The 23,575-nt window shown below is 60.1% G+C and carries 27 protein-coding genes; 13 read left to right on the forward strand and 14 right to left on the reverse strand.

Annotation, left to right across the window (positions count from 1 at the left end; genetic code table 11):
• Nucleotides 1-174: 174 nt before the first annotated feature.
• The 3 genes from ACGVJ8_RS11975 to stpA all read right to left on the reverse strand — a co-directional run bounded on the left by ACGVJ8_RS11975 (nucleotide 175) and on the right by stpA (nucleotide 2,676).
• On the reverse strand, nucleotides 175-411 hold the full coding sequence (locus ACGVJ8_RS11975; RefSeq protein ID WP_392348389.1) for a DUF3721 domain-containing protein: 237 nt from the start codon (nucleotides 409-411) through the stop codon (nucleotides 175-177).
• Between the two features lie 27 nt (nucleotides 412-438).
• Complete coding sequence (arsS, locus tag ACGVJ8_RS11980) at nucleotides 439-1,392, reverse strand: arsenosugar biosynthesis radical SAM (seleno)protein ArsS (RefSeq protein ID WP_392348391.1); 954 nt, start codon at nucleotides 1,390-1,392, stop codon at nucleotides 439-441.
• Between the two features lie 75 nt (nucleotides 1,393-1,467).
• A complete protein-coding gene (gene stpA / locus ACGVJ8_RS11985) occupies nucleotides 1,468-2,676 on the reverse strand; it encodes a glucosylglycerol 3-phosphatase (RefSeq protein ID WP_392348393.1) in 1,209 nt (402 codons plus the stop codon).
• 178 nt (nucleotides 2,677-2,854) lie between these two features.
• On the opposite strand from stpA, the gene ACGVJ8_RS11990 reads away from it, so the two are divergent.
• Nucleotides 2,855-4,159, forward strand: a complete 1,305-nt coding sequence (locus ACGVJ8_RS11990) for a Rieske 2Fe-2S domain-containing protein (protein WP_392348435.1) — start codon at nucleotides 2,855-2,857, stop codon at nucleotides 4,157-4,159.
• Here ACGVJ8_RS11990 and ACGVJ8_RS11995 read toward each other — a convergent pair whose 3' ends face one another.
• On the reverse strand, nucleotides 4,160-4,333 hold the full coding sequence (locus ACGVJ8_RS11995) for a hypothetical protein (RefSeq protein WP_392348395.1): 174 nt from the start codon (nucleotides 4,331-4,333) through the stop codon (nucleotides 4,160-4,162). It abuts the gene before it with no gap.
• Nucleotides 4,330-4,518: a hypothetical protein gene (locus ACGVJ8_RS12000; protein WP_392348397.1), complete on the reverse strand. Its 189-nt coding sequence runs from the start codon at nucleotides 4,516-4,518 to the stop codon at nucleotides 4,330-4,332. Before ACGVJ8_RS12000 ends, ACGVJ8_RS11995 begins: the two co-directional genes overlap by 4 nt.
• A gap of 346 nt (nucleotides 4,519-4,864) precedes the next feature.
• Between ACGVJ8_RS12000 and ACGVJ8_RS12005 the strand changes: the two genes are divergently transcribed.
• From ACGVJ8_RS12005 to ACGVJ8_RS12040, 8 genes are all read left to right on the forward strand, one after another.
• On the forward strand, nucleotides 4,865-5,212 hold the full coding sequence (locus ACGVJ8_RS12005; RefSeq protein WP_392348399.1) for a glutathione S-transferase family protein: 348 nt from the start codon (nucleotides 4,865-4,867) through the stop codon (nucleotides 5,210-5,212).
• A 378-nt stretch (nucleotides 5,213-5,590) separates the two neighbouring features.
• On the forward strand, nucleotides 5,591-7,105 hold the full coding sequence (locus tag ACGVJ8_RS12010) for a hypothetical protein (RefSeq protein ID WP_392348401.1): 1,515 nt from the start codon (nucleotides 5,591-5,593) through the stop codon (nucleotides 7,103-7,105).
• A gap of 82 nt (nucleotides 7,106-7,187) precedes the next feature.
• A complete protein-coding gene (locus ACGVJ8_RS12015; protein ID WP_392348403.1) occupies nucleotides 7,188-8,306 on the forward strand; it encodes a phosphotransferase enzyme family protein in 1,119 nt (372 codons plus the stop codon).
• Nucleotide 8,307: 1 nt separating this feature from the next.
• Nucleotides 8,308-8,895, forward strand: a complete 588-nt coding sequence (locus tag ACGVJ8_RS12020; protein WP_392348405.1) for a DOMON-like domain-containing protein — start codon at nucleotides 8,308-8,310, stop codon at nucleotides 8,893-8,895.
• 26 nt (nucleotides 8,896-8,921) lie between these two features.
• Complete coding sequence (locus ACGVJ8_RS12025) at nucleotides 8,922-9,881, forward strand: transglycosylase SLT domain-containing protein (protein ID WP_392348407.1); 960 nt, start codon at nucleotides 8,922-8,924, stop codon at nucleotides 9,879-9,881.
• Between the two features lie 43 nt (nucleotides 9,882-9,924).
• Nucleotides 9,925-10,596 carry a hypothetical protein gene (locus tag ACGVJ8_RS12030; protein ID WP_392348409.1) on the forward strand — a complete coding sequence of 224 codons (672 nt, stop codon included), beginning with the start codon at nucleotides 9,925-9,927 and terminating at the stop codon, nucleotides 10,594-10,596.
• 29 nt (nucleotides 10,597-10,625) lie between these two features.
• On the forward strand, nucleotides 10,626-11,951 hold the full coding sequence (locus tag ACGVJ8_RS12035) for an O-acetylhomoserine aminocarboxypropyltransferase/cysteine synthase family protein (protein WP_392348411.1): 1,326 nt from the start codon (nucleotides 10,626-10,628) through the stop codon (nucleotides 11,949-11,951).
• 17 nt (nucleotides 11,952-11,968) lie between these two features.
• Nucleotides 11,969-12,862: a homoserine O-succinyltransferase gene (locus ACGVJ8_RS12040; RefSeq protein ID WP_392348413.1), complete on the forward strand. Its 894-nt coding sequence runs from the start codon at nucleotides 11,969-11,971 to the stop codon at nucleotides 12,860-12,862.
• Nucleotides 12,863-12,886: 24 nt separating this feature from the next.
• Here the strand turns inward: ACGVJ8_RS12040 and ACGVJ8_RS12045 are convergent, their stop codons facing one another.
• Nucleotides 12,887-13,204, reverse strand: coding sequence for a hypothetical protein (locus ACGVJ8_RS12045; RefSeq protein ID WP_392348415.1), 318 nt, complete (start codon nucleotides 13,202-13,204; stop codon nucleotides 12,887-12,889).
• A 59-nt stretch (nucleotides 13,205-13,263) separates the two neighbouring features.
• Between ACGVJ8_RS12045 and ACGVJ8_RS12050 the strand changes: the two genes are divergently transcribed.
• Nucleotides 13,264-13,848, forward strand: coding sequence for an alpha-ketoglutarate-dependent dioxygenase AlkB family protein (locus ACGVJ8_RS12050; RefSeq protein ID WP_392348417.1), 585 nt, complete (start codon nucleotides 13,264-13,266; stop codon nucleotides 13,846-13,848).
• On the opposite strand, the gene ACGVJ8_RS12055 is transcribed toward ACGVJ8_RS12050, so the two are convergent.
• Both ACGVJ8_RS12055 and ACGVJ8_RS12060 read right to left on the reverse strand, forming a co-directional pair.
• Complete coding sequence (locus ACGVJ8_RS12055) at nucleotides 13,839-14,057, reverse strand: AEC family transporter (protein ID WP_392348437.1); 219 nt, start codon at nucleotides 14,055-14,057, stop codon at nucleotides 13,839-13,841. The genes ACGVJ8_RS12050 and ACGVJ8_RS12055 overlap by 10 nt on opposite strands.
• Complete coding sequence (locus tag ACGVJ8_RS12060; RefSeq protein WP_392348439.1) at nucleotides 14,012-14,395, reverse strand: hypothetical protein; 384 nt, start codon at nucleotides 14,393-14,395, stop codon at nucleotides 14,012-14,014. The genes ACGVJ8_RS12055 and ACGVJ8_RS12060 overlap by 46 nt, the downstream gene beginning before the upstream one ends.
• A 602-nt stretch (nucleotides 14,396-14,997) precedes the next feature.
• Between ACGVJ8_RS12060 and ACGVJ8_RS12065 the strand changes: the two genes are divergently transcribed.
• Nucleotides 14,998-15,387 carry an AbrB family transcriptional regulator gene (locus ACGVJ8_RS12065; RefSeq protein WP_186497474.1) on the forward strand — a complete coding sequence of 130 codons (390 nt, stop codon included), beginning with the start codon at nucleotides 14,998-15,000 and terminating at the stop codon, nucleotides 15,385-15,387.
• A gap of 384 nt (nucleotides 15,388-15,771) precedes the next feature.
• Here the strand turns inward: ACGVJ8_RS12065 and ACGVJ8_RS12070 are convergent, their stop codons facing one another.
• From ACGVJ8_RS12070 to ACGVJ8_RS12085, 4 genes are read right to left on the reverse strand one after another with little or no spacing between them, the layout of a single operon-like run.
• Nucleotides 15,772-16,515: an amino acid ABC transporter ATP-binding protein gene (locus tag ACGVJ8_RS12070; protein WP_392348419.1), complete on the reverse strand. Its 744-nt coding sequence runs from the start codon at nucleotides 16,513-16,515 to the stop codon at nucleotides 15,772-15,774.
• Complete coding sequence (locus ACGVJ8_RS12075) at nucleotides 16,512-17,486, reverse strand: amino acid ABC transporter permease (RefSeq protein ID WP_392348421.1); 975 nt, start codon at nucleotides 17,484-17,486, stop codon at nucleotides 16,512-16,514. Before ACGVJ8_RS12075 ends, ACGVJ8_RS12070 begins: the two co-directional genes overlap by 4 nt.
• Nucleotides 17,486-18,376 carry an ABC transporter permease subunit gene (locus tag ACGVJ8_RS12080; RefSeq protein ID WP_392348423.1) on the reverse strand — a complete coding sequence of 297 codons (891 nt, stop codon included), beginning with the start codon at nucleotides 18,374-18,376 and terminating at the stop codon, nucleotides 17,486-17,488. The genes ACGVJ8_RS12075 and ACGVJ8_RS12080 overlap by 1 nt, the downstream gene beginning before the upstream one ends.
• The gene (locus ACGVJ8_RS12085; RefSeq protein WP_392348425.1) at nucleotides 18,376-19,437 is read right to left on the reverse strand and encodes an amino acid ABC transporter substrate-binding protein; all 1,062 of its coding nucleotides are present in this window, start codon (nucleotides 19,435-19,437) and stop codon (nucleotides 18,376-18,378) included. Before ACGVJ8_RS12085 ends, ACGVJ8_RS12080 begins: the two co-directional genes overlap by 1 nt.
• Nucleotides 19,438-19,527: 90 nt before the next feature.
• Between ACGVJ8_RS12085 and ACGVJ8_RS12090 the strand changes: the two genes are divergently transcribed.
• The gene (locus ACGVJ8_RS12090; RefSeq protein WP_392348427.1) at nucleotides 19,528-19,851 is read left to right on the forward strand and encodes a hypothetical protein; all 324 of its coding nucleotides are present in this window, start codon (nucleotides 19,528-19,530) and stop codon (nucleotides 19,849-19,851) included.
• Here ACGVJ8_RS12090 and ACGVJ8_RS12095 read toward each other — a convergent pair.
• A complete protein-coding gene (locus tag ACGVJ8_RS12095; RefSeq protein ID WP_392348429.1) occupies nucleotides 19,830-21,392 on the reverse strand; it encodes a SulP family inorganic anion transporter in 1,563 nt (520 codons plus the stop codon). The genes ACGVJ8_RS12090 and ACGVJ8_RS12095 overlap by 22 nt on opposite strands.
• 30 nt (nucleotides 21,393-21,422) lie before the next feature.
• Nucleotides 21,423-22,628 (reverse strand): FAD-binding oxidoreductase, encoded by a 1,206-nt coding sequence (locus ACGVJ8_RS12100; protein ID WP_392348431.1) that lies wholly within the window; start codon nucleotides 22,626-22,628, stop codon nucleotides 21,423-21,425.
• A gap of 48 nt (nucleotides 22,629-22,676) precedes the next feature.
• Here ACGVJ8_RS12100 and ACGVJ8_RS12105 point away from each other — a divergent pair.
• Nucleotides 22,677-23,575, forward strand: an 899-nt coding sequence (locus ACGVJ8_RS12105) for a sirohydrochlorin chelatase (RefSeq protein ID WP_392348433.1), incomplete at its 3' end; no start/stop codon positions are given.

The raw sequence follows: 23,575 nt of genomic DNA on the forward strand, positions 1-23,575 counted from the left end.
GGCGGCATTGATCACACCCATCGCCACCACACCGATCGAGACCACCCCCATCGGCACCACCCCAATGCAGATGACCCCCATCGGCACGATGCCGATGGAGATGGTGCCCAAGGGAGCCACGCCAATCGCGATCCGCTTCGGCTTGCTGCCGCAGTGCCCGCCTTCACTCATGAATCAGTGAGCCCCGTGGTGGCCTGCATCACCGTGCTTATCGCAGACCATCCACATCTCACCCATCTGATGGGCACCCGTACAGCCAAAGCCTGGGGCCGCCGCCTCAGCTTCAACTTGCGTCTTGAACATTGCCTGCTTGGGCTTACCATGCGATCCAGCTATGGCCGTTGTCGCCGTGAGCATCAACGCGGCGACAGCAAAACAAATGCGTTGCAACGGCATAGCCTCATCACACATCAACCCACTAGGCCCATAACGCGCTGATCAGCCCTGAAGCGCGCCGCCACAACTTGATCCGGCGCCAGCGGTGCAGCCAAAACAATGCGGGGCCGTATGGATGGGCTGATCCAGCGGAACGTCCTCAAGGCGGATCAGATCGCGAAGGTGACGGACCTCCCCCGGGCAGGGCAAGCCAAGCTGCTGATTGAAATCACAGTCGTAGAAATAACCCTGCCAATCCACACTGATCAGCTGACGGCACATCACAGCCCCAAGATTGTGGGGATTGTGTGCGTCCTCGAGGAGGGTCTGGTAGCGCTGCAAGTCGCCACTGCGTTCCAGTTGCTTGGCGAAACGTTGGATGGGCATGTTCGCCAACGTCAGCAGACGATCGAAGCGAATCCCCAACCTGCCCAAGACGTTCTTGTAATCCGCCTCCAAGGCTTGCTGGGGAGGGGGCAGAACCGGACCCAGCGGGTTGTAAACGAGATCCAGCTGCCGGTTTGGATCGCCTGTTCCATAGCCCAGGGCGTTGAGCTGGCGCAGCCCGCTGATGCTGCGCTCAAACACGCCATCGCCCCTCTGTTGGTCAACGTTCTCGGCGCTGTAACAGGGCAAGGAGGCGGTGATACAAACCCCCTGCTCCACCAGGAATTCAGCCAGATCTTCCTGGCCGGGTTCACTGAGGATCGTGAGATTGCAGCGGTCAATCACGGTGGTGCCGCGTGAGCGTGCCTGGCGAACCAACGCGCGAAAACCCGAGTGCAACTCCGGTGCTCCCCCCGTGAGATCGAGGCAGGAGATTGAATGCCGTTCAAGGATCTGCGGAATCAACGCCAGCAGATCCGCGGACATCATCTCGGTGCGGGTGGGCCCTGCATTGACATGGCAATGGGCACAGCTCTGGTTGCAGCGGTAGCCGAGATTGACCTGCAACGTTGTGAGCTGTCCGCGCTTCAGGGGCGGGAAAACGCTCTCAAAAACAGCCACCAGCTTCACGCGGATGAGGCTGATTCTTCCAGACAGAACGCATCCAGGCGGGAGAAACGGATGCTCCCGCTGCAGAGCAGCTGATCAACCCACTCGGCGACGCTCGGAGAGCTGACGGAACCAGGCGATGTACTGTTCCGGGCCATCAGGCATGAGCGCGTCAATATGCAGGGGATCCTCCGGATCGGTGATACCCTGCAAGCTGCCATCGGCATAGCTGGGGCGATCCACTTCTCCATGGCTGCTGTCAACGAGAACAACGCGATTGGGTTGACCGCACCAGGCACCGAGGTCCTGCAGCAGGTTGAGGAAACCGCGGTCACTCCCCCCCCGCAACCAGCCCGTGCCATCAGCCGATGCCGTTGAGGTAACGGTGTCACCCACCCCCACCAGCAACGGCATCCGTTGCGCAGGGAGGCGCTGCTTCACCAACGCCAACAGCTCCTCGGAGTCGTGGGGAGCCGTTCTCACATTGAACGTCTCACCCAAGGGAGATTCACCCCAACGGCGCTGGATGTGCTGATTGAGCAGCACCAGAAGTCCGGCCTCCTTGATGGAACCGGTGAGCATGAATTGGATGTCGGTGGTTCCCACATCACCTGCAGCGGCGGGCTTGATCCGTTCCTGGCCTTGCGCATCATGACCCAGGTTGGGAGCCACATGAAGGAAGAACGATTCCTCTAGTCCCTGATCAGCACCCTCGGCAAGCAGCTGATGCATCAGCTCCGACAGCATCGTCTGCAGGGCCTGCTGAGTAGTGACATCAGCGGGGACGAGTTCAAAAATCCCGTTGAGATTGATGGTCGGTGAAACCTGTGTGTCCAACACCGCGGCTTTGGCTACCTCGGCTAGATCCTCAACACCCACCTGCAGCAGCAAGGTCGGCAACCGCTCCATCAGCAGAGCTTCCATCCGGGTGGGGGCTGCAGCGAGGAAAGCCATTTCCGCCGGCGAGACGCCGGGATGGCTCAAGTCGCCAAAGCGATCCTGCAGCTGCACCCCTCCAGCCGCCAGGCCCGGCAGATAACGACCCTCACGTTTGGCGAGATCGGGATTCCCCAGGGCTTGCTCCACGAGGCGGTTCACCCCGCGCCGGCCTTCGTGCTCACCGTTGGTCAACACAGCGAATTGACCATCCAGAGCGGCGACCGCATCCACATAGGACGGATCCATGCGCCGCGTCAGTGGATCCTTCACCAGTTGCATGCAGACGCCATCCAGGTCCTGCACGATCAGCAGGTCTTCAGCACCGGTGAGCTCCTGCAGCAACTGATCGGGCGTCAAACGGGGCATGGAGGTTCAGGGAGGTCGCTGTAGCTGAAGGCACAGCGATGCAATGTCATCGCGCCACTCATTAGTTCCAAACCCGTAAGAAGTCCAGTGGGGGAGGCAGGCAGAACCTCCGATGGCAAGCGAAACACCGCAGCTAAGCCATCCGCCCAGCGATCATGGCGGCCTTGATGCTCCTGCCATGCACCCCACCTGGACCGAACAGTGGTGGCCGATCAGCTATGTGCAGGATCTCGACCCCAAAGCACCGAGTCGGTTCACGCTGCTGGAGCGGGATCTGGTGATCTGGTGGGATCGCGCCGAATCGAGCTGGCGGGTCTTCCCTGACGTCTGCCCCCATCGTTTGGTTCCCCTCAGCGAAGGGCGGATCAACGAGGAAGGACTGCTGGAATGCCCGTACCACGGCTGGAGTTTCGACGGCGGTGGTCAGTGCCAGCGCCTGCCGCAGGCTCTCGACAACACCCAGCCCAACAACCGTCGGTCCCGCTGCGCCAGCCTACCGACAGCCACGGGACAGGGGCTGCTGTTCGTCTGGATGGGGACCCCCGATGCCGCGGACCCCAGTCAACTCCCCCTGGTGCCAGCCCTGGAGGAAAACCACGACAGCTGGACGGTGCAAGACACCTTCCGAGACCTCCCGATGGACGCCGTCACCCTGCTGGAGAACGTGCTGGATGTGAGCCACGTTCCCTTCACCCACCACAAGACCGTCGGCAAACGGGAGAACGCCGCGCCCGTGGAGGCCTCAATCACGGGGGAAGACACCAGCGGCTTCACGGCCTACTGGGAGGAGGGGCCGCGTCGGGGCAAGCTCGGCGCCCAATCCACCCGCTTTCATGCCCCTCAGCTGATGTGGCATGACCTCACCACCAAAGGCTTCGGGCGGATCCTCACGGTGGTCTACGCCGTTCCGATTCGCCGTGGCGAGTGCCGGCTGTTTGCCCGCTTCCCCTTCCAATTCCAATCCGCCATCCCCCGCCTGCTGATCGGATTGCGTCCCCGCTGGTTGCAGCACATCGGCAATCACAAGGTGCTGGAAGACGATCAGGTGTTGCTTCACTGGCAGGAACGGGTGCTGGAGCGAGCCGGCGGCAGCCCCGCCGCGGAACGCAGTTTTTTCATGCCCACAACGGCAGACGTCTACGTGGCGGCGCTGCATCGCTGGTTGAACGCCAACGGCGGCGAGCCCTTTGCAGGACAACCCCTTCCTCCACGGCAAACCACCACGGCGCTGATGGATCGGTATGACAGCCACACCATCCATTGCCGCGGCTGCTCGTCGGCGCTGACGCGGATTCGCGCGGCCCGCCCCTGGGCCTGGGCCCTGCTCTGGGGATCCGCCGTTCTTTTAGGCATCGAGCAGGGCAGCGACTGGAGCAGCACCGGCTTGGTGACCGCCGCAGTGTCGGCCTTGGCACTGCGGCAACTCAACCGTTGGGAGCAGGGGCTGACCGTCGGCAACGGCCAGGCCCCCCGCAACCGCTGATCAGAGCCCCGGCACCGGAAGCAAGGTCGGCTTCACCTTGCCCTGAATGTCGACCTTGCCGCCGATCGTGATTTTGTTGTCGACAGACACATCGGCTCGTACAGCAAGCGGATCATCAGCAGTGACGGAGACGGACCCTTCAACCGCCAAAGGAGCGTCCCCGCAGATGGTCACAGGGCCTGCACCACGACCGGCAAAGGGATGACGGAGCGGATGGTGACACTGGGCGGAAGCACCAACTTGTCGACCTGCAATCCACCCTTAATCGCGATGGGGATGGGCCGACTCAACAGCTTGGCGGCCGTGACCGCCAGAACCAGGCTGGACAACACAACCGCCGCAGGCCAGCGGTACGCCATCAGCAAATCACAGCTGGTCACAGGCCTGTAGGCAATGGTTTGGGCGCACTACAGCGTGTTTGAACCGGGCCTGCCCGGATGAGACCGGCACAGCCGCCTCAGGCTGCTATCAAGCCAGATGTTTTTTCTTGCACTTCGGCAGAACAGATTTGCACACAAAATTTCCAGCACAACTGGATCGCCATCAAGGCATCCATCGTTGGCATTGCATTAGAACAATCCAGAGCATCGGCAATTCAGCCGCACCGGTTAATCCCGAGGGACAGCATGGAGAAAATTAAAAATTAGTGATGACGCTTTATCTTTACGGCAGCCCCAAGCCCGCGTTTCGATACCGAAATGGTACTTGTCAGAAAAAGAAATTCCCTATGAATACGTCAACATTGACCTAGCAGCTCGTAAAGATTTTGCACTGAGCTATTTGGAGGTGAATCCGTTCGGCAAATTGCCTGCCCTCAAAGACGACAGCAATGGTTTGGTGCTGTTTGAGTCGGGTGCCATTCTTCAGTATTTGTCTGAAAATTACGCCAACGAGATCAATGATCCCGTAACATGCGCCTCGATCGACCAGTGGATTCTTTTCGCCAACTCCACACTGGCGATCACCTTATTCGTTCCCTCCAATAAGGAGCGTGAGTTTCCAAGGCTGATAGGAACCCTGAATGACATCTACACCAAGAAAAAATTTTGGTAGAGAATTACTGAACAGCCACCGATTGTGCAGTCAACGCATACCTGGTCTACCTTCTAATTTTTTATCCCAACGAAGATCTCTCGGCTTATCCAGAAATCCAGGCCCTCAATGAGCGAACACGATCTAACCCGAATTACAGAATGATCATGAGCCTTTGAGCCATTCCATTGACATTGAATTTTCTTTTCTTGCTTGCATTCAATCTTCGGCCTTGATCGATGATGCTTCCCAGGCCTCAAAAATGATCTGCAGCAATCAAGACAGATTGAGTTAGGTCAGTTCAGAGCACGCGTCTTGACGAAACTCCGCATCACCCAAGGGAGTGGCATCTGTCTGCTGTGAGCAGTCTCATCGGGAACGCTGCTTAGTCTTGCCGGCATGCGCAATTCCTTCTTCGATCAGAGCCTTGACGCCAGCGCAATCCGCCGGCGGGTGCAGGAGCTCTCGACAGGCAAGGTGGGGTTCTACAGCGTCGGCCTCTATCCCGCCTCACTGGCCTACAACTGCGCCATGCAGAACGCCAAAGGGCGTCTGCTGCTGGCCCCTCGCCCTGGCCGGGACCTCCTGGGAGCGTTCCCCAAAGAGACGATTGCAACGATGGACGATGAGCACGTGGAAACCGTGCTTGGTATGGGCGGTTATCGCAGCGGCGATGATCTGGTCGCCAACACCTTGAGTGACCTGATCGAGCGTTGTGAGCTCGTGGTGCTCAGCGCCAACAGCAATCACATCGAAGAAGACCTCCAGGAAGCCTGTCGCCTGCGGAAGGAGCTCCATCGGGAGCAAGTGGTGCTGGCCTGCCTGGCGGGATCCTTCAGCCATGACCCAATCAGCAACAGCGCCTATGCGCTGTGTGAACAACAGCCTGAGCTCGCCTTCTTCTCCGGCTTCCACCGCCATGGGGCTCTGCGCAACCCCTTCGACAGCTTCACAGCCAACTTCTGCCATCCCAATGCCTTGACGGCCATGTTGGGGGCCCAACTGATGGATCAACTGTCCCCGAACATCCAGGTCTCCGCCGGTGTTCACAACGTGGAGGGGCAGTTCATCAAGGCCGCCAAAAACATGGCCTCGGTGTTCGCCGGCTTCGGCTATGGCTTCCATCAGGACAACCCCGGGGTGTTACCAACGCTGCTGACCCTGCTGCTAAACCAGTGCCTGGACCAGGCGGCTACCGTGTCGATGGCACGCCCCGACCGCCAACGGCTTTACCACCGTCAGCCCTTTCCCCTCACAGAGCTGGGCTACGCCGTCCCCAGGATTGAATCCACTCTGGTGCGCGACGGCGGCTTTGAGCGGGTGCGCGACCACACCTTCAGCCAGCTCACGGCCATGGTGGCCGATGTGCGCGGCAGCATGATGCTGCCTGTCTCCGGCAGCCCCACCCGCAACTTTCAGGCGGGGCAAGTGATGGCCGAGGCGATGCGCGATCAAGGCCGCTGCCCCCATTCCATGGAGGAGTTGGAGCAGTGGTGTGAAGCCGCAGGCCTGCGCAAAGGCGGACTGGAAGGCCTTAAATCCCTGCGCTACTGGCCTCAGATCGCCCGCAAGTACGCCATCCCGGCGAACGACGCCTCGATGGTGAACCTGCTGTACATGGCGATTTATGGGCGTGCTGGCGTGAAGGAGACGGCTTACCGGGTGATGACGGAAAGCCGGGAACTCTCCAGCTACTGCCAGGAATCCGTGCGACCCAGCCACAGCCGTCGCTACGCCGAGGCGCTGCAGAACCTCGATGTGCCCAAAGCCCTCGAGCTTGTGGTGAATGCCGTGATTGCCGACAACGCCAACCAGGCCATGGGCAGCAAGATGGCTCTCGACGAGAACAATGAGACCGGAACACCGGCCTACCTGGAGTTAATGGATGTGATCGAAAGCCAACTCGAGGCCTGAGTCGGCTGTGGTTCTGCACACCTGAACGGGGCAGAGCACCGGAAGAGCGGCAAGGTGCCCCATGAGACCCATGAGACCGTTCATGACGGAAGCCCTGGAAGCCATCGCCGATCGCTTCCATCCTCGCGAGGGGATCAAAGCCATCCGCTCCCTTGGTTCGGGCAACGTCAACGAAACCTTCCTCGTGACACACGAAGGGCAGGGCGGCGCCTTCGTCATGCAACGCCTGAACACAAATGTGTTCGATCGGCCTGACCTTGTGATGCAGAACCTGCAGGCCCTGGGCGACCACATGGAACGCCGTCTCGCCTCTCCACCCCCACAACTGAAGGGGCGGCGCTGGGAAGTGCCCAGGGTGGTTCCCTGTCGGCGAGAGGCCTCCCCCTGGATCGAACAGAACGGAGAGTTCTGGCGCTCCATCACCTACATCGACGCGGCGACCACCAGCGATGTCATCCGGAACAGTGCCCACGCCCAAGAGGTGGGGTACGGGCTGGGAATGTTCCACCACCTGATCACCGATCTGCCCACCGATCAACTGGCGGACACACTCGAGAATTTCCATGTCACGCCGGCCTACCTCCAACGCTTCGATGCGGTTGCCACGGCCACAGACTGCCTAGGGCCTGCCGAGCGTGACGCCTGCACGTTCATCGAAGCGCGCCGCCAGAGCGTCGATGTGCTGGAAGCAGCGCTCAGACGCGGTGAACTCCATCGCCGTCCCATCCACGGAGACCCGAAGATCAACAACGTGATGATCGATGAGGCCAGTGGCCAGGCGATCGGCCTGATCGATCTGGACACCGTCAAACCGGGACTCGTTCACTACGACATCGGCGACTGTGTGCGCTCCTGCTGCAATCCAGCCGGCGAGGAAGCCCTTTGCCTCGACGACGTGCGCTTCGACATGGAGCTCTGTGAGGCGATCCTCACGGGCTACCTCTCCGTTGCTGGTGGGTTCCTGAGTGACTGGGACCTGCACTATCTGCCCCACTGCATCCGCCTGATCCCCCTGGAGCTTGGTCTGCGCTTCCTGACGGATCATTTGAAGGGCGATGTGTATTTCCGCTGCGATCGACCTGGGCACAACCTGCAACGGGCCCTGGTGCATTTCCGACTTACCGAAGCGATTGAGCAGCAATTCAACGCCCTGGAGCAACTGGTTGCGCGGCTGAAGCAGCAGCAAAACCCAAGCCTCTGAGATGGCGCGTTCTGCCGTGATGCTCTGTCAGGCCTCCCGCCTGATTCCCTTTGAACGGCCCATTCCATCAGGAGTCCAGATCAGCGCCGAGCTGGTGTGGAGGCGCGAGGGTTGGCTGGAATTCAGCTATGAGGTTCTGGCCCGCGCGGCCAAGGGCATCGACGTCCTGAAGCTGCCGGCGGAGCTGAACGATGGGCCCCAACAGGGGCAGCGCAAAGATGAACTCTGGACCACCACCTGCTTTGAGGCATTCATCGCTGCCCCTGGAGAGCAGCGCTATTGGGAAGTGAATCTGGCTGCCAATGGCGATTGGGCGGTCTATCGCTTCGATGGCTACCGCAGTGGCCAAACGCAGCAGGAGCTGAGCACGCCCCCAACGGTGCGACTACAACGCGGGGTGCACCAACTGCGGCTCGACGCCCGAATTGCGTTGGAGCCGTGGTGGACACCAGGCGTCTGCCCAGACCTGGCACTGACGGCTGTGATTGACCGTGGGCAGGAGGGTCTGAGCCATTGGGCCCTCAGCCACAGACGCAAGGCGGACTTTCACGACCGCAGCACCTTTCTGCAGCCTGAACTGCACCGGTAGGGTCAACACAGCGCCCTTGCCTCACCATGCACAGCCGCAATGTGCTGGTTGTCTCGGCCATCACGGCAAGCCTGCTGACAGGGCTGTTGCTGAAACTAAAACAGCCTAGGGCCGTAGCCGAAGCGGTGGTTTCCAAGCCAGTGGTGCTTCCTGCCCAAGCCAGCCAACCGAAAACGAAAGACGGCCGGCAGTACCCCCTTGTGCCAGCTGAGCCAGCCGAGCTGGCAGCACTGCTGGTGGCTGTTGAACAGGCACTGAGGGATCCCGCCACACCGGCCGAGGCACTGCCCGATCTCGGCCATCAACAACAGGTGATCTACCGGGTCTTGTCGACAGACCAACCCAGATCTCAGCAGGTCGTTAAGGCGTTACCCCCGCGGTGGCGCAGCGTGGCCGAACGCCACCTGGCTGCACGGCGCGAATTCGTTCGCATGAGCCGCGGCCGTGGACCGACGATGCTTCCCGCCTGGCGGATCATTCAGCCCGAACCGGCGGCGAATCTGCTCAGCTATTACCGCAAGGCCGAGGCGGCGACAGGGATCGAATGGGAGGTTCTGGCGGCCGTGAATCTCGTGGAAACCGGTATGGGACGCATCGATGGCGTCTCCGTGGCCAATGCCCAGGGCCCGATGCAGTTCCTGCCCACCACCTGGGCCGAACCGGGGATTGGTGCCGGGAACATTCGCGATCCCCACGACGCCATCCAGGCAGCAGCGCGTTACCTGGTCAAGCGAGGCGGACTGCAGGACATTCGCCGCGGCCTCTGGGGCTACAACAACAGCGATTACTACGGCCGCGCCGTGCTGCTCTATTCCTCACTGATGAAGGAAGACCCCGCGGCTTACACCGGTTTGTATCACTGGGAGATCCACCTCAATGCAGCGGACGGTGATCTTTGGTTGCCGGTGGGTTACAACCAACCCCAGCGCATCTCGGTTAAGAAGCATCTGCAGGCCAACCCCGCCAGCAGATCACCAAACCGGTGAGCATCGACACCTACGCTAAGACCTGGCGTGATCCAGGAAGCGGGTGTCCAAGGAAACCTCCCATCGCGGTGATGAACTGAAGGGTCTCGGCTGGTCCGAGGCTGATGTGGCTCGCTACATCGAGCTCTGGGAATACCGGCAACGCTGGGGGGCCATGAATTTGGAGCGGGAGGATCGCCTGTTCCTGCGCAAAGCCGAAAAAGCTCTGCCGGCGACTGTGACTGGACGGGCCGCCGCCAAGAAATCAATCAAAGACAAGACCTATTACCGCTGGCTGCGCTTCCATCTCGATGCGATGACCGAAGCCGAAGCGGGAATGGGCCTTAGCGACGGTGAACGCGGAGCATGGCCGGTGCTGCTTGAGGCCGAACTTCGTTTGCTCGACCACTACGAGCCCGTGCTCGGTCTCCCCGATACGTTGAAGGCCAAAGCGCTCAGCCCCTTGCGTGAAAAGCTCACCGCTCAAGTGGCCGCCCTCGGCAACACCAAGGCCTACGACTTCCAGGCGCCCCTGATTACGCTGAAAGCGGAAGACAGCAGCAACCGCTGGAAACACCTGCGCGAGGTGGATGCCAGTGATCGCACCTATCCCCTACTCAGCGCTGATGGCGTAGCTGGATTCCGTAGCGAAGCGCACCGTGACATCCAGGCGATGATCCGCAGCACGTTCCCTTCCTTGGCGGAAACCGACAAACCTGAGCTCTCTGACGACTAGAACTGGAGCAGTGGCCCCCGCCGAAGACCATGTCTCACCGCTTCGAGACCCTGCAGCTGCACGCCGGGCAGTCACCGGATAGTGCAACCAATGCGCGGGCGGTTCCGATCTATCAGACCAGCTCCTACGTCTTCAATGACGCCGAACACGGAGCCAACCTCTTCGGTCTGAAGGAGTTCGGGAACATCTACACCCGCCTGATGAATCCCACCACCGACGTGTTTGAAAAACGCGTCGCCGCCCTTGAAGGCGGGGTGGCCGCACTGGCGACAGCCTCCGGGCAGTCGGCTCAATTCCTGGCAATCACCAACTGCATGCAGGCGGGAGACAACTTTATTTCAACGTCTTACCTATACGGCGGCACCTACAACCAGTTCAAGGTGCAGTTCCCGCGATTGGGAATCGACGTGCGTTTTGCCAAAGGCGATGACGTCGCGAGCTTTGCGGCACAAATCGACGACAACACCAAAGCGCTCTACGTGGAAGCGATGGGAAATCCCCGCTTCAACATTCCCGATTTTGAGGGGCTTTCAGCGCTTGCCAAAGAGAAAGGCATCCCCTTGATCGTCGACAACACCCTGGGGGCCTGTGGTGCTCTGTTGCGACCGACTGACCACGGCGCTGATGTGGTGGTTGAAAGTGCCACCAAGTGGATCGGGGGCCACGGAACCAGCCTGGGGGGCGTGATCGTGGACGCCGGCACTTTTAACTGGGGTAATGGCAAGTTCCCGTTGATGAGCCAGCCCAGCGCGGCTTATCACGGCTTGGTGCACTGGGATGCGTTTGGCTTCGGCAGTGACGTCTGCAAAATGCTGGGCCTGCCGGATGACCGCAACATCGCCTTCGTGCTGCGGGCCCGAGTGGAGGGCTTGCGGGATTGGGGGCCGGCCATCAGTCCGTTCAACAGCTTCCTGCTGCTGCAGGGCCTGGAAACCCTGAGCCTGCGCGTTGAGCGCCACACCGAAAACGCCATGGCCCTGGCCACCTGGCTGCAGGCCCATCCCGCCATCGCCCATGTGAGCTACCCCGGTCTGGCCAGTGATCCTTACAACGCTGCGGCGAAGAAATACCTGACAGGCCGCGGCATGGGATGCATGCTGATGTTCTCCCTCAACGGTGGCTACGACGATGCGGTTCGCTTCATTGACAGCCTCAAGCTGGCCAGCCACCTGGCCAATGTGGGCGATGCCAAAACGCTGGTAATTCACCCCGCGTCCACGACCCACCAGCAACTGAGTGAGGCTGAACAAGCCTCGGCTGGCGTGACCCCCACGATGGTGCGGGTCTCCGTCGGACTCGAGCACATCGACGACATCAAGGCCGACTTCGAACAGGCCCTCGCCGTTCTCAGCTGAATGACTACCCAGCCCCCATGGCGCTGATCCTTCCTGGCAGTTACCACAAAATCGCGGAGGTTGAACGCAATCGGATCTCCTGGATTGAGCCTGAACAGGCCGAACGCCAGGACATCCGGCCCCTGCGTATAGGCATTTTGAACATCATGCCGCTGGGCAAGCAGTACGAGTTCAACCTGCTACATCCGCTGGGCCTTCCGGTGCTGCAGATCGAACCGATTTGGATTCGACTCAACTCCCATGCCTACAAGAGTTGGGATCAGAACCATCTCGACCAGCTCTATGTGAGCTGGGATGAAGCCTTGTCCCAGGGTCCCCTGGATGGCTTGATCATCACCGGTGCCCCCGTGGAACACCTGCCCTTTGAACAGGTCAGTTACTGGAACGAACTGGTCCAGTTGATCGAGGCAGCGCGAAGCACCTGTGCCAGCACCCTCGGCCTATGCTGGGCCGGTTTCGCCCTCGCCTACCTTGCGGGCGTCGACAAGGTGGCGTTCCCGCAGAAGCTGTTCGGGATCTACCCGATGCGCAGCCTTGTTCCGGGGCATTCGTTGATGGGGACCCAAGACGACCATTTCGTCTGCCCCCAAAGCCGTCATGCCGGACTGCCGGATGCCGCGATGGAAGCCGCCGAACGGGAGGGACGTCTTCGTTTGCTCGCCCACGGCGAACAGGTGGGCTACACCATTTTCGAGACTCCGGATCAGCGGCAGCTCATGCACCTTGGCCACCCTGAATACAACGTGGGACGGATCCTCGGAGAAATGGAACGCGACCGAGCCAGGGGAGATGTTCCTCCGCCTGAAAATTTCGATGCAGCCCAACCCCAGACCCTCTGGCGGTCCCACCGGAACCTTTTGTTCCAACAGTGGCTCTGGTTCTGCTATCAGCGGGTCAGCCTGAAGGCGTGATCAGGATTGGCTGCAGCAAAAACCTCAACCGTTTCGTTTCGGGGTGGGTTCCAGATTTGCCGAAGGCTCGGGAGCAACGGCATCCGGACGGTCGGCTGATTTGCGATTGAGTTCCCGCTCCAGCGAGGTGATGCGTCTCTCGCGAAGGCAATGGCGGCATCCACCCAGGGTTTGAAGATGCTTTTCCGGTGTGATCGTGATCGGTTGAACCGGATGGGCGTTGCAATGGATTTGAACGGGACTCTTGTAACTGCGCCAGCGGATCAAGCTGTAATCGAATTGATCACCAAAGCGCTGTACGGCGCGCTTGAGGAATTCGTCTTGGGTGATACGAGCTCCCATGCCACTGAATGTATGGGACAGTCTCGGGATCGAACCGACCTCGTCATCCGACGTCACGAATGGCCATCCATCCAGCTGCAGCTGAAACGGACTGGTCTCTGCATGAGGGGTGGCTGAAGCCAGATCTTGCGAGGCACTGGCAAACACAGCTTGAATACCAGCTCCAGTGGGAGCAGCCCGTCGTTCAGGTCTATGGCAAGCGCCACCCGGTCCCCCGCATGACGGTGTTTCTTGCCAATGAAGGAATTCACTATCGCTACAGCGGTGCCATTCACAGCGGCTGTGGCTGGCCTGCATGGTTCAAGCCATTGCTGTACCAGGTAAATGAAGCCTGTGAAACCAACTTCAACGGATGCCTGCTCAATTTGTATCGCCATGGCGATGACCGCATGGGTTGGCACGCCGATGACGAACCAGAAATTGATCAGCGGGCTCCGATTGCCTCCCTTTCACTAGGGGCGACGCGGGATTTTCAGCTCCGCCACCACAAAACTACTCACCTAAAAATGTCTCTGCCATTGGCCGATGGTGACCTTCTGGTGATGCACCCGGGGTGTCAAAGCCGATGGATGCATAGTGTTCCTCAGCGGCGCAAAGTACAGAGCACCCGCATCAACCTCACCTTTCGCCGTTTTCAGAACTGAGATCGCAGCAGCACTCCCCATGCAGGCGCTGTCATTAAGGCCAGCAACGTGCTCCAAAACACCAGCCCTACGGCCCGCTCCTGATCAGCACCCACAGACTCTGCAATCAGCAAAGGAGAGATTGCCGTCGGCGCGGCTCTTTGCAAAGCAATCGCCTGAACCATCAAAGGCTTGAACTGCAACAGAGACGCCAGAAACAACAGGAGCAACGGATAGAGCAGGAGTTTGCCACCAGTGGCTTGAGTAGCTGCACAGGACGTGCCGCCGGCGCGATGCCCTGACGATGAATGCTGCCCAGGCGCATGCCCATCACCATCAGAGCCAGCACGATCACGCAGCGGGAAGGCCACCACAGCGCATCGGCCACCGACGCAGACCATGGGGTCACCTGAACCAGAAAAGCGCCTATGAGCCCTCGGGTGGCCGGACTCCCAGCCACGCTGCTCAGCACCCCTCGCAACCGTTGGGAACCATTGACCGGCCCCCCGATCAGCAGCGGGCCCAGGCTCCAGACCAGCAGTGTCGCCCCGAGGTCGTAGCCAATCACTGATGGGCAGAGCCTTGTCAGGCAGGAAGGCCAAGCGGGTGGACAGGGTTTCATGGCGTCGACCAGCCAAGAACCCAATCAGAAGAGAGGACACAAGCTCCAGCAAAAACCGAAGAATTGGCACCTCCATCAGACAACTCGACCCTAGAAACCTGAGGTGACTGATGCCTCAGCCCCAGGCTTAATCTGACTTCGGATCGGCCGCGTGGATCCAGCTGATGCAACCAGCTTCACGCCATCGCATCGTGCGCAGTGATCAATCAGAGGATGGGCTGACACGGCAGCGCTTTGACAGCTACAACGCTGCCTACAATGAACTTGAGCGTTACTACGGCGATTTTTGCTGTTCTGATGATGATCGTGTCGAGTACACGATCGTTTGCGAACCCTCAGACAGTCCTGGGGTTTAAACCACTGAGGAGGCCTCAACATCAGCCCGTGAAGCTTCATCGCAGGAGAGTAGTCTAAAACGCCGGACCACAGAGACGCATCCCTAGATACCGACCTTTCAAACCACTGAGCCTTGGCAATTTCAGCTCAATTGATTGACATCCAGCCAGCCAATCAGCTATGAGCTATGTATCCATTGAGACGCATTTAAAATGCTGACCGGTTCCGATCTGCTTGCCAAGGTCAAAGAACTTGGAGATGTTTCCAAATCCGATCTGGTAAGAGCTTGCGGATACGTCTCTGACAAGAAAGATGGTGGTGATCGCCTGAACTTCACAGCCTTCTACGAGGCTCTGCTCGAGGCCAAGGGCGTGAATCTGAGCAGCGGTGGTGCTGCGATTGGCAAAGGCGGTCGTAAGCTGAGCTACATCGCCAAAGTGCAGGGCAACGGCAATCTGCTGATCGGCAAGGCCTACACCGCCATGCTGAATCTGGAACCCGGTGACGAGTTTGAGATCAAGCTTGGTAAGAAAGCCATCCGTCTTATCCCCACGGGTGCAGCTGCGGAGCACAGCGAAGCTGCCGACCAAGTTGACGAGTGATCAACTTATTCATCGCCTCAAGCTGAACCTCTTCCAGGCCCTCTCCTACCGGGAGGGTCTTTTTTTAGCAACCAAGACCTTACCGCAGCCACGATGGGACTAGCATCACAATTATTGCTCGGTAAGGTGAGTCGGAGTGGAGCGACAGAGTTGAAATCCTTCAGGGCAACCGTCGCTTCGTTCCTGAGCAATACGTTTCTGTTGGGGGCTCAGTCGTCCTATCCATCCACGACGTGGTCCTCACCTTTTTCGGATGCATAGACTGGCGCTGATCCTCGCTTTTGTGGCGTTTTGGCTGATCAGCGTGACTGCCTACGAAAGCCCACTGAGGCTTGAAGAGAACGACAGTCGGCCTGAAGCACTGCACGAGGTTGTGCAAGCCGTTTAGTGCTGCATCTGATTGAGGAACCTGCGGCTGCGTTCTTCCCTGGCATTGCTGAAGAACGTCTCTGGGTCAGAGGTCTCCACCACCTGGCCCCGATCCATGAACATCACCCGATCGGCCACCTCACGGGCAAACCCCAGTTCGTGGGTGACCACCACCATCGTCATGCCGCCTTTGGCCAACTGGCGCATCGCATCCAACACTTCTTTCACCCGCTCCGGATCCAAAGCGCTGGTGGGCTCGTCAAACAGCATCACCTCAGGATCCAACGCCAGAGCACGAGCGATCGCGACCCGCTGCTGCTGACCACCACTGAGCTGCGCCGGGTACTTATGGGCCTGCTCTCGAATTCCCATCTGGTCAAGAAGCTCCATCGCCCGCTGCTCGGCAGCCGCCTTGACACGCTGTTGCACCTTGATCGGGGCAAGGGTGATGTTGTCGAGGATGGAAAGATGAGGAAACAGGTTGAACTGCTGAAACACCATCCCCACGCGCTTGCGAATCGCCCGCACCTGACGTTCCCCATGGATGGCATCCAAAGGAACCCCAAGCACATCAAGAGCTCCGCCATCCAGCGGCTCCAGACCGTTGAACGTACGGATCAGCGTGCTCTTGCCGGACCCGGAAGGACCCATCACCACAAGTACTTCGCCGCTGTTCACCTCAAGGTTGACGCCATCGAGAGCTCGAACACCTTGGGAATAGCTCTTGACCAAATCAGTGGCACGAATGGCGACAGTCATGAGGCAGAGTGGGCAGGGTCAAGCTGAACTTCCAGGTGGCGGGCCAGCAGCGCCATGGCCGTACACGCCAGCCAGTAAATCGCAGCAAGCCAGAGATAGACCTCCAGATAGCGGCCGATGAATGCTGGATTCGCCAACAGGCTGCGACTGATGCCCAGTAATTCCACCAAACCGAGAATGGCCATCAGGCTTGTGTTTTGCAGCAGACCCACCGCCTGGTTGGTGAGCGACGGAAGCGCAACCCGCAGCGCCTGCGGCAGCACCACCAATTGCAGCGATTGACGGGGCGACAGACCCAGCACGGCTGCGGCTTCCCGCTGGGTGGGCGAAATCGCCTGCAGCCCTCCGCGCACATCCTCTGCGATGTACGCCGCTGCAAACAAGGCGAAGGCTACAACCGCCCGCAGAACCCGATTGATCTCAAGCCCTGGCGGCAGGAACAACGGAATCAGCAGTTGTCCAAAGAACAAAACCGCAATCAACGGCACAGCCCGCATCAACTCGATGTAGGCGGCGCTGCTCCAACGCAGCACCGGCAGATCACTACGCCGGCCGAGGGCCAGGAAGATCCCCAATGGAAGCGCCAAAGCACCACTGGCTCCCGTGAGCAACAGCGTGAGCGTGAGACCACCCCAGCTGCGCGTCCCTACTGGCACCAAGCCTAAACCTCCGGCCAAAAGCCAGAGCCCCAGCGGTGCCATCACGATCCAGAACAACGGCAACCAACGGCGAACCCAGCCACGCTTCGAACCGACGAGGGGCAGCAGCGTGAGCGTGATCAGTGCAGCCATCCACAGCAACGGACGCCAGCGTTGATCCGCTGGAAAGCTGCCCACCACATACAGCGGCAGATTTGTGATCACGACAGACCAGTCGGCTGCAACCAGCAGCCAATGCAGCATTGACCAGCCAGCCCATCCGAGCAGAGCCAGGAGCAGCAGGGTGATCCCACGATCCAACCAACGGTTCATCAGCGGCTCCTGTTCAGACGACCCAACACGGCACGGTTGAAGGCAGCCATGCCGCCGCTGATCAACAAATTCAGCAGCAGAAAGCTGAGCAACAGCAACAGGAAGCCTTCAATGGCGCGGCCGGTTTGAGTGATGGTGGTGTCACTGACGGCGTAGAGATCGGCGTAGCCCACGGCAACCGCCAGGGTGCTGTTCTTGGCGAGATTGAGGTACTGGCTCGTGAGTGCAGGAAGAATCGCCGGCAGCGCCTGCGGCAACACAATGCGACACAGCCCAAGCCCTTCCCCAAGTCCAAGGCTGCGGAAGGCCTCCCACTGGCCCCATGGCACCGCGTTGATGCCACCGCGCACGATCTCTGCAATCGACGCACCCGTGAACACCGTGAGCCCAACAAGAACCGCACAAAATTCAACGCTGAGATTCAGACCCAACAGCTGAATGCCCTGATTCGAAAGCCGGATCAACCCACCGATCGACACCGACGGAAGGCCAAGGAAGGCAACGAAGTACCAGAACAGCAACTGCAGGAGCAGAGGAACCTGACGAACCAACGCCACATAGCCCCCGGCCAGGCTGCGCAGCAGACGGTTGTTGCTGCTGCGGGCTGCACCAGTAGCAACACCCAGAACGGTGGTCAACACCAGACCAGCCGCGATCACCTTGAGGCTGTTCAGCCAACCGATGGTCAGGGCCCAGAGGTAGCTATCGGATGGGGCATAGGGGAGAGCTGTTTCCGCCAGAGCAAAACCAGCGGGTCGACCCAGCCAGCCAAAACCCAGTCCCAAGCCGGTCCGGATCAGATTGACGGCCAGATTGTTGACCAACAGAGCCAGCAGGCCAATCAGAACGGCAGCAACACCAACCTGAATCAGGAGACGATGCTGCCGCATCAGGTGAACGGTGGGGAAATCATCAAACCACCTTCACGGACCAGGCGGTTCGCCCCCCGGGGAATCGCCACGGCACTGTCCGGTCCGAGATGGCGGTTGTAGATCTCGCCGTAATTGCCGGTGGCACGGATCACCTGAACGACAAAGTCATCAGCGAGTCCGAGTTTGCGACCCAGGCCTGGATCCACACCTAGAAAGCGCCGCAGAGCGGTCTTGGAGGGGTCGGCTGCGGCTTGCTTCATCACCGCGTCCACATTCTCTTGGGTGATGCCCCGTTCCTCGGCTTCGATCAGGGCGTTGACCACCCAGGTCATGGCATCACCCATGGACTGGTCCCCCCCCACCACAGCTGGAGCCAGGGGCTCCTTGCTGATCCGATCGTCAAGGATCTGATGCGCCTGGGGATCACTGAACCCTGAGCGCGCCGCCGCCAGTTGCGACCGATCAGACGTCATGGCTTCGCAGCGCCCCTGGAGGTAGCCGCCGACCACCTGATTGAGGTCTTGGTATTTGATCGGTGTGTAGGGAAGCCCCTGGGAGGCGAAGGCGTCGTTGAGGTTTTGCTCAGTTGTGGTACCCGATCCCACGCAAATGGACTTCCCACTCAGATCAGCCAGCGAACGCACTCCGCGGGAGGCGTTCACCATCAAGCCCTGTCCGTCATGGAACACCACAGGCCCAAAGCGCAGCCCATTGCCTCCCAGCGCATCGCGGCTGAGGATATGGGTGGTGTTGCGGGACAACAAATCGATCTCGCCCGATCGCAGGGCCGTGAACCTCTCGGGCGCGGTTAGAGGCCGGTACTGAACCTTTTCAGCATCGCCAACAAAAGCAGCAGCCATGGCACGGCAGATGTCGACATCCAGGCCGGTGTAATGCCCATCAGGGCTGAGAAAACTGAAGCCTGGAATCTTGCCGCTCACCCCGCAAAGCAACTCCCCTCGCACTTTTACCAGATCAAGACGCGAGCCAGCCGCACTGTCCAGTGACGCGCAGGACGCCAGTAACGAGGACAAGCCAGCCAACGCAACGATCAGAACACGCGAACTGGATCGGAACATCAGCGTTGGTACGGATCGGGTGAGATTGTCCCAGATCCCGAGCACATCAATCACGTCCGACCTCCGTTCACGGCAATCAGCCTTGCTGCAATGAAGGTCTGGGCCTGCCTTTTGGCCGGACTGATCGCTGGAACGACTGCTCCCGGTGCTCTCGCATGGGACGAGCAGAACCGTGGTACGTACAACAACAAGATGGCGCTGTTGGGCTTTCTTTTAGAGAGTTCTCAGCAACGGGCCGGACGTGATGTTCAGACCTTTTGCATGTTGATGAGCATCAGCAACGACGTCACCGAGAGGTACGTGGCGACCAACCCTGAGGACATACAGATTCTGCAGCGGCTCATGGCGATGCGCCAAGACCTCAGCGCCTGTCTTGCCAACCAAGCGGAGGCTCATGCATGGGCTGATTCCTGACCGCCGATCCGCTCAAACAGATCAAGGCTTTCCTCGTTCAGGCCAATCACGCTGACCACAGATCCACCGCTGCGGTATTTGCGGATGACCTGATCCAGCGCAGCTACACCGCTCTGGTCCCAGATGTGGGCCTGAGAGAGGTCAATCGTGATGCGCTCGGGATGGTCGTGAAGATCAAATCCCTGGAGGAAATACACCTTGCTCACAAAAAACAGCTGCCCTTGCACGCGGTACAACCGCTCCTGATCGCTGATCTCGACAGACTCCACCTGAATCACCTTGGCCACCTTGCGGCTGAACAGAATTCCTGCCAGTGCCACGCCAGCCAACAGGCCAAGGGCGAGGTTGTGCGGGGTGGTGAGCATCGTGACGGCGAAGGTCGTCAGCATCACCGAGGTGTCGCTCTTGGGGATGCGACGCAGATTGCGCAGACCATTGATGTCAGCCGTGCTGACAGCGATGCTGATCATCACGGCCACCAGGGCCGCCATCGGAATTTGTCTGAGCCAGGGCCCAGCCAGCAGGATCATCGCCAGCAGGCTCACCCCCGAGAACAGGGTTGAGAGTCGCGTGCGACCGCCATTGTCCACATTCATCACGGACTGACCCACCAGAGCACAGCCGGCCATACCACCGAACAGGGACGAGACGATGTTGGCGATGCCTTGACCCCTGGCCTCAACGTTTTTGTTGGTGGTGGTGTCGGTCTTGTCGTCGAGGATGTCCTGGGTCAGGAAGGTTTCCATCAGACCCACCAGGGAGATGGCCAAGGCTGTGGGGAGAACTAAGCCAAGGGTGTCCAAGCTGAAGGGAACTGCGCCTTCACCAAAGGGAAGGCTGAAGGAGGGCAGACCTGCAGGGAGGGTGCCGAGGCTGCTGACCGTGGGGATGTCGAAGCTGAATCCCACACTGATTGCGGTCAACACAATGATGGCCACCAGCTGTGAAGGCACCATCCGGGTCAACCGAGGAAGGCCATAAATAATCACCAGGCCCAGGAGGACCAAGCCCCAGACGACGGGGATCTGGCCGCCATGAGGGAGTAACGACGAGGCCCTATGGTCACCATCTCCAAAGTGAAGATTGAGACCGAGCTGGGGCAGCTGGGCCTGAAAAATGAGCAAGGCCAGCGCATTGACGAAGCCACTCAACACGCCTTGGGGAACAAAGCGCATCTGATAGGCAAGACGCAAATAACCCCAGAGGATCTGCAGCAGACCCGTCACCAGCCCGGCCACCATCAGGTACTGGACACCCAGGCCTGGCCCCCTGGCTTCACCGGTAGCCACAAGCCCTGTCATCAACAGGGCCGTGGAGCCCGTGGCTGAGGTGATCATGGCCATGCGACCACCCACGACGGCGATGGTCAGCGACAGGCAAAACGCTCCGAACAGACCCACTTTGGGATCCACCCCAGCGATCCCCGAAAAGGCAATGGCCTCAGGGATCATTGCGAAAGCCACCACCAGACCTGAGAGCAGGTCTTTGCTGGGGTTGCCCAACCACTGATTCGCCAGGGTTGGGCTGGATCGTTTGGCCATCAATGGATGCCGGTTAGCGGCGACCGTAAATCAGAGCGTCGGCAGGGTGCCTGCTGGATCCAAGCGCTGTTTCAGCTTTCGCAACTCGGGCAACCAGGGGCCGAACGCTGCCTCCAACTCCTTGTGATGGAAGGGCAGATGGTCATGAAACTGAGCCAGATGCACACCAGGGCAGACCGACTGGAGGACCTGCCAGACCTCCTCCAACCAAGCAAGGCTGCGCCTCTGGCCCGGGCCATCCCCCGGAGTCCAGGCGGCCGTGACCCATGGTTTCCACTCGGCATTGCGGTGCACAAACGAGCTGGTCTCCACGGCAACCTGTTGCGTCGCCGCCCCAAGCTGCTGACAGGCCAGGCTGGAGAGCGGATGAGGACGATGCTGCAGCAAATGGCATAAATCCGGCATCAAGGGCCCCCAGAGCTCAGCAGCTGCCGGCCCCAGCAAGCCAACCACCTCCGTATGAGATCGAGGAGGCATCGTGGCCGATCCCCGCAAGGGTGGGAGCTGATGCAACCCTTCGATCTTCTCCGCACCGGCCCAAGGGGCATCGGCAATCCGGAGCAACTGCACCGCGTCAGCACTTTCCCAATGCCACTGCAGGCTGCCGCTCGAGTCGGCCGCTTCCGCCTGGAGCATGAACTCAGGCAGTTGATCCGGAGACACCACGCGTTGCTGCACCCACAGCGGCACGAGCGGGTGAGTGGTCATGCGCAGCGCGCTCACCACCCCCAGAAACGGCGCTGCACCGCAGAGGCCTCTCCACTCCAGCGAACCAGCATCGGCAGCCCGAGACAGCGCAAAGGGGCTGCCATCACCCCAGACCCCATGCATCTCGAGCACTTGATCAACAGCAAGCCCCACCTGCCGACTCAGTGGCCCCATGCCGCCCGTGAGCACATAGCCAAGCCCAGGCAAAGCCGACAAACCAGCAGCCACGGTTCGGCCGTGGGGTAGCAAGGCCTCAAGCACCTCTCCCATGCGGCAGCCCGCTCCAATCCAGACCGACTGATCCGCTGGCTGCCACTCCAGACGTTGGAAATGAGTTTGAAGGTCCAGGGTCCAGTGGTCGGCCACGGCGGCGCGAGATGTGGTCCCCCCGCTACAGAGACGCAGCGGCCGGGGGCCGGTCCAGTTTTGAATCAAGGCCACCAACTCCTCTGGTCGGGGGGAGACCAGACCGGAGCGCCTCGCATCAGCCGCCTGCGCATTGAAGAAAACGGGACGGTCTGAATCCATTGCGATGCAACCGATATCGTCAAACCATTGGAACAGCAGAGCGACCTTTTGGCCGAACAGCACGCGGAAACCGGCAACGAGCGCCTTGGCGTTCTGATCTGCGGCCACGGCAGTCGCAACCGATTGGCCGTCGAAGAATTCGCCCAGATGGTGGACGCCCTGCGACCTCGGCTCGCCCCCATGCCGGTGGAGCACGGCTACCTGGAATTCGCCCGACCCATCCTTCGCGATGGTCTTGAAGCGCTCCGGCAAAAAGGCGTCACCAAGGTGCTGGCCATACCAGCCATGCTTTTCGCCGCAGGGCATGCCAAGAACGACATCCCCTCTGTTCTGAACACCTACACGGCCGAAACGGGTTTACCGATCGATTACGGCCGGGAGCTGGGGGTGGACCGGTTGATGGTGTCGGCCGCCGGAGCTCGCGTTCAGGAGTGCCTGGATGCGGCGAAGCACGACGTTTCCCTGGCCAAAACCCTGCTGGTGGTGGTGGGTCGAGGCTCTTCGGATCCAGACGCCAACTCCAACGTGGCCAAGGTGACGCGGCTGTTGGTGGAGGGATTTGGTTTCGGCTGGGGAGAAACGGTGTATTCGGGCGTGACCTTCCCTCTAGTGGAACCGGGGCTACGTCACGCCGTGAAGCTGGGCTTCCGCCGGGTGGTGGTGGTGCCCTATTTCCTCTTTTCAGGGGTTCTGGTGAGCCGAATCCGACAACACACCGCGCTGGTGGCTGCCGATCATCCCGAGGTGAAGTTTCTCTCTGCAGGCTATCTGGGCGACCACACCCTGGTGGTGGACACCTTCAGAGAACGGGTCGAAGAGGTCTTGCGGGGAGACACCGCCATGAACTGCTCGCTCTGCAAGTACCGCGCCCAGGTGCTGGGCTTTGAACAAGACGTGGGACGTGCCCAGGAAAGCCACCACCACCACGTGGAAGGACTTGCGGAAAG

This window comes from Parasynechococcus sp., from assembly GCF_042954245.1.
Lineage (GTDB): Bacteria > Cyanobacteriota > Cyanobacteriia > PCC-6307 > Cyanobiaceae > Parasynechococcus.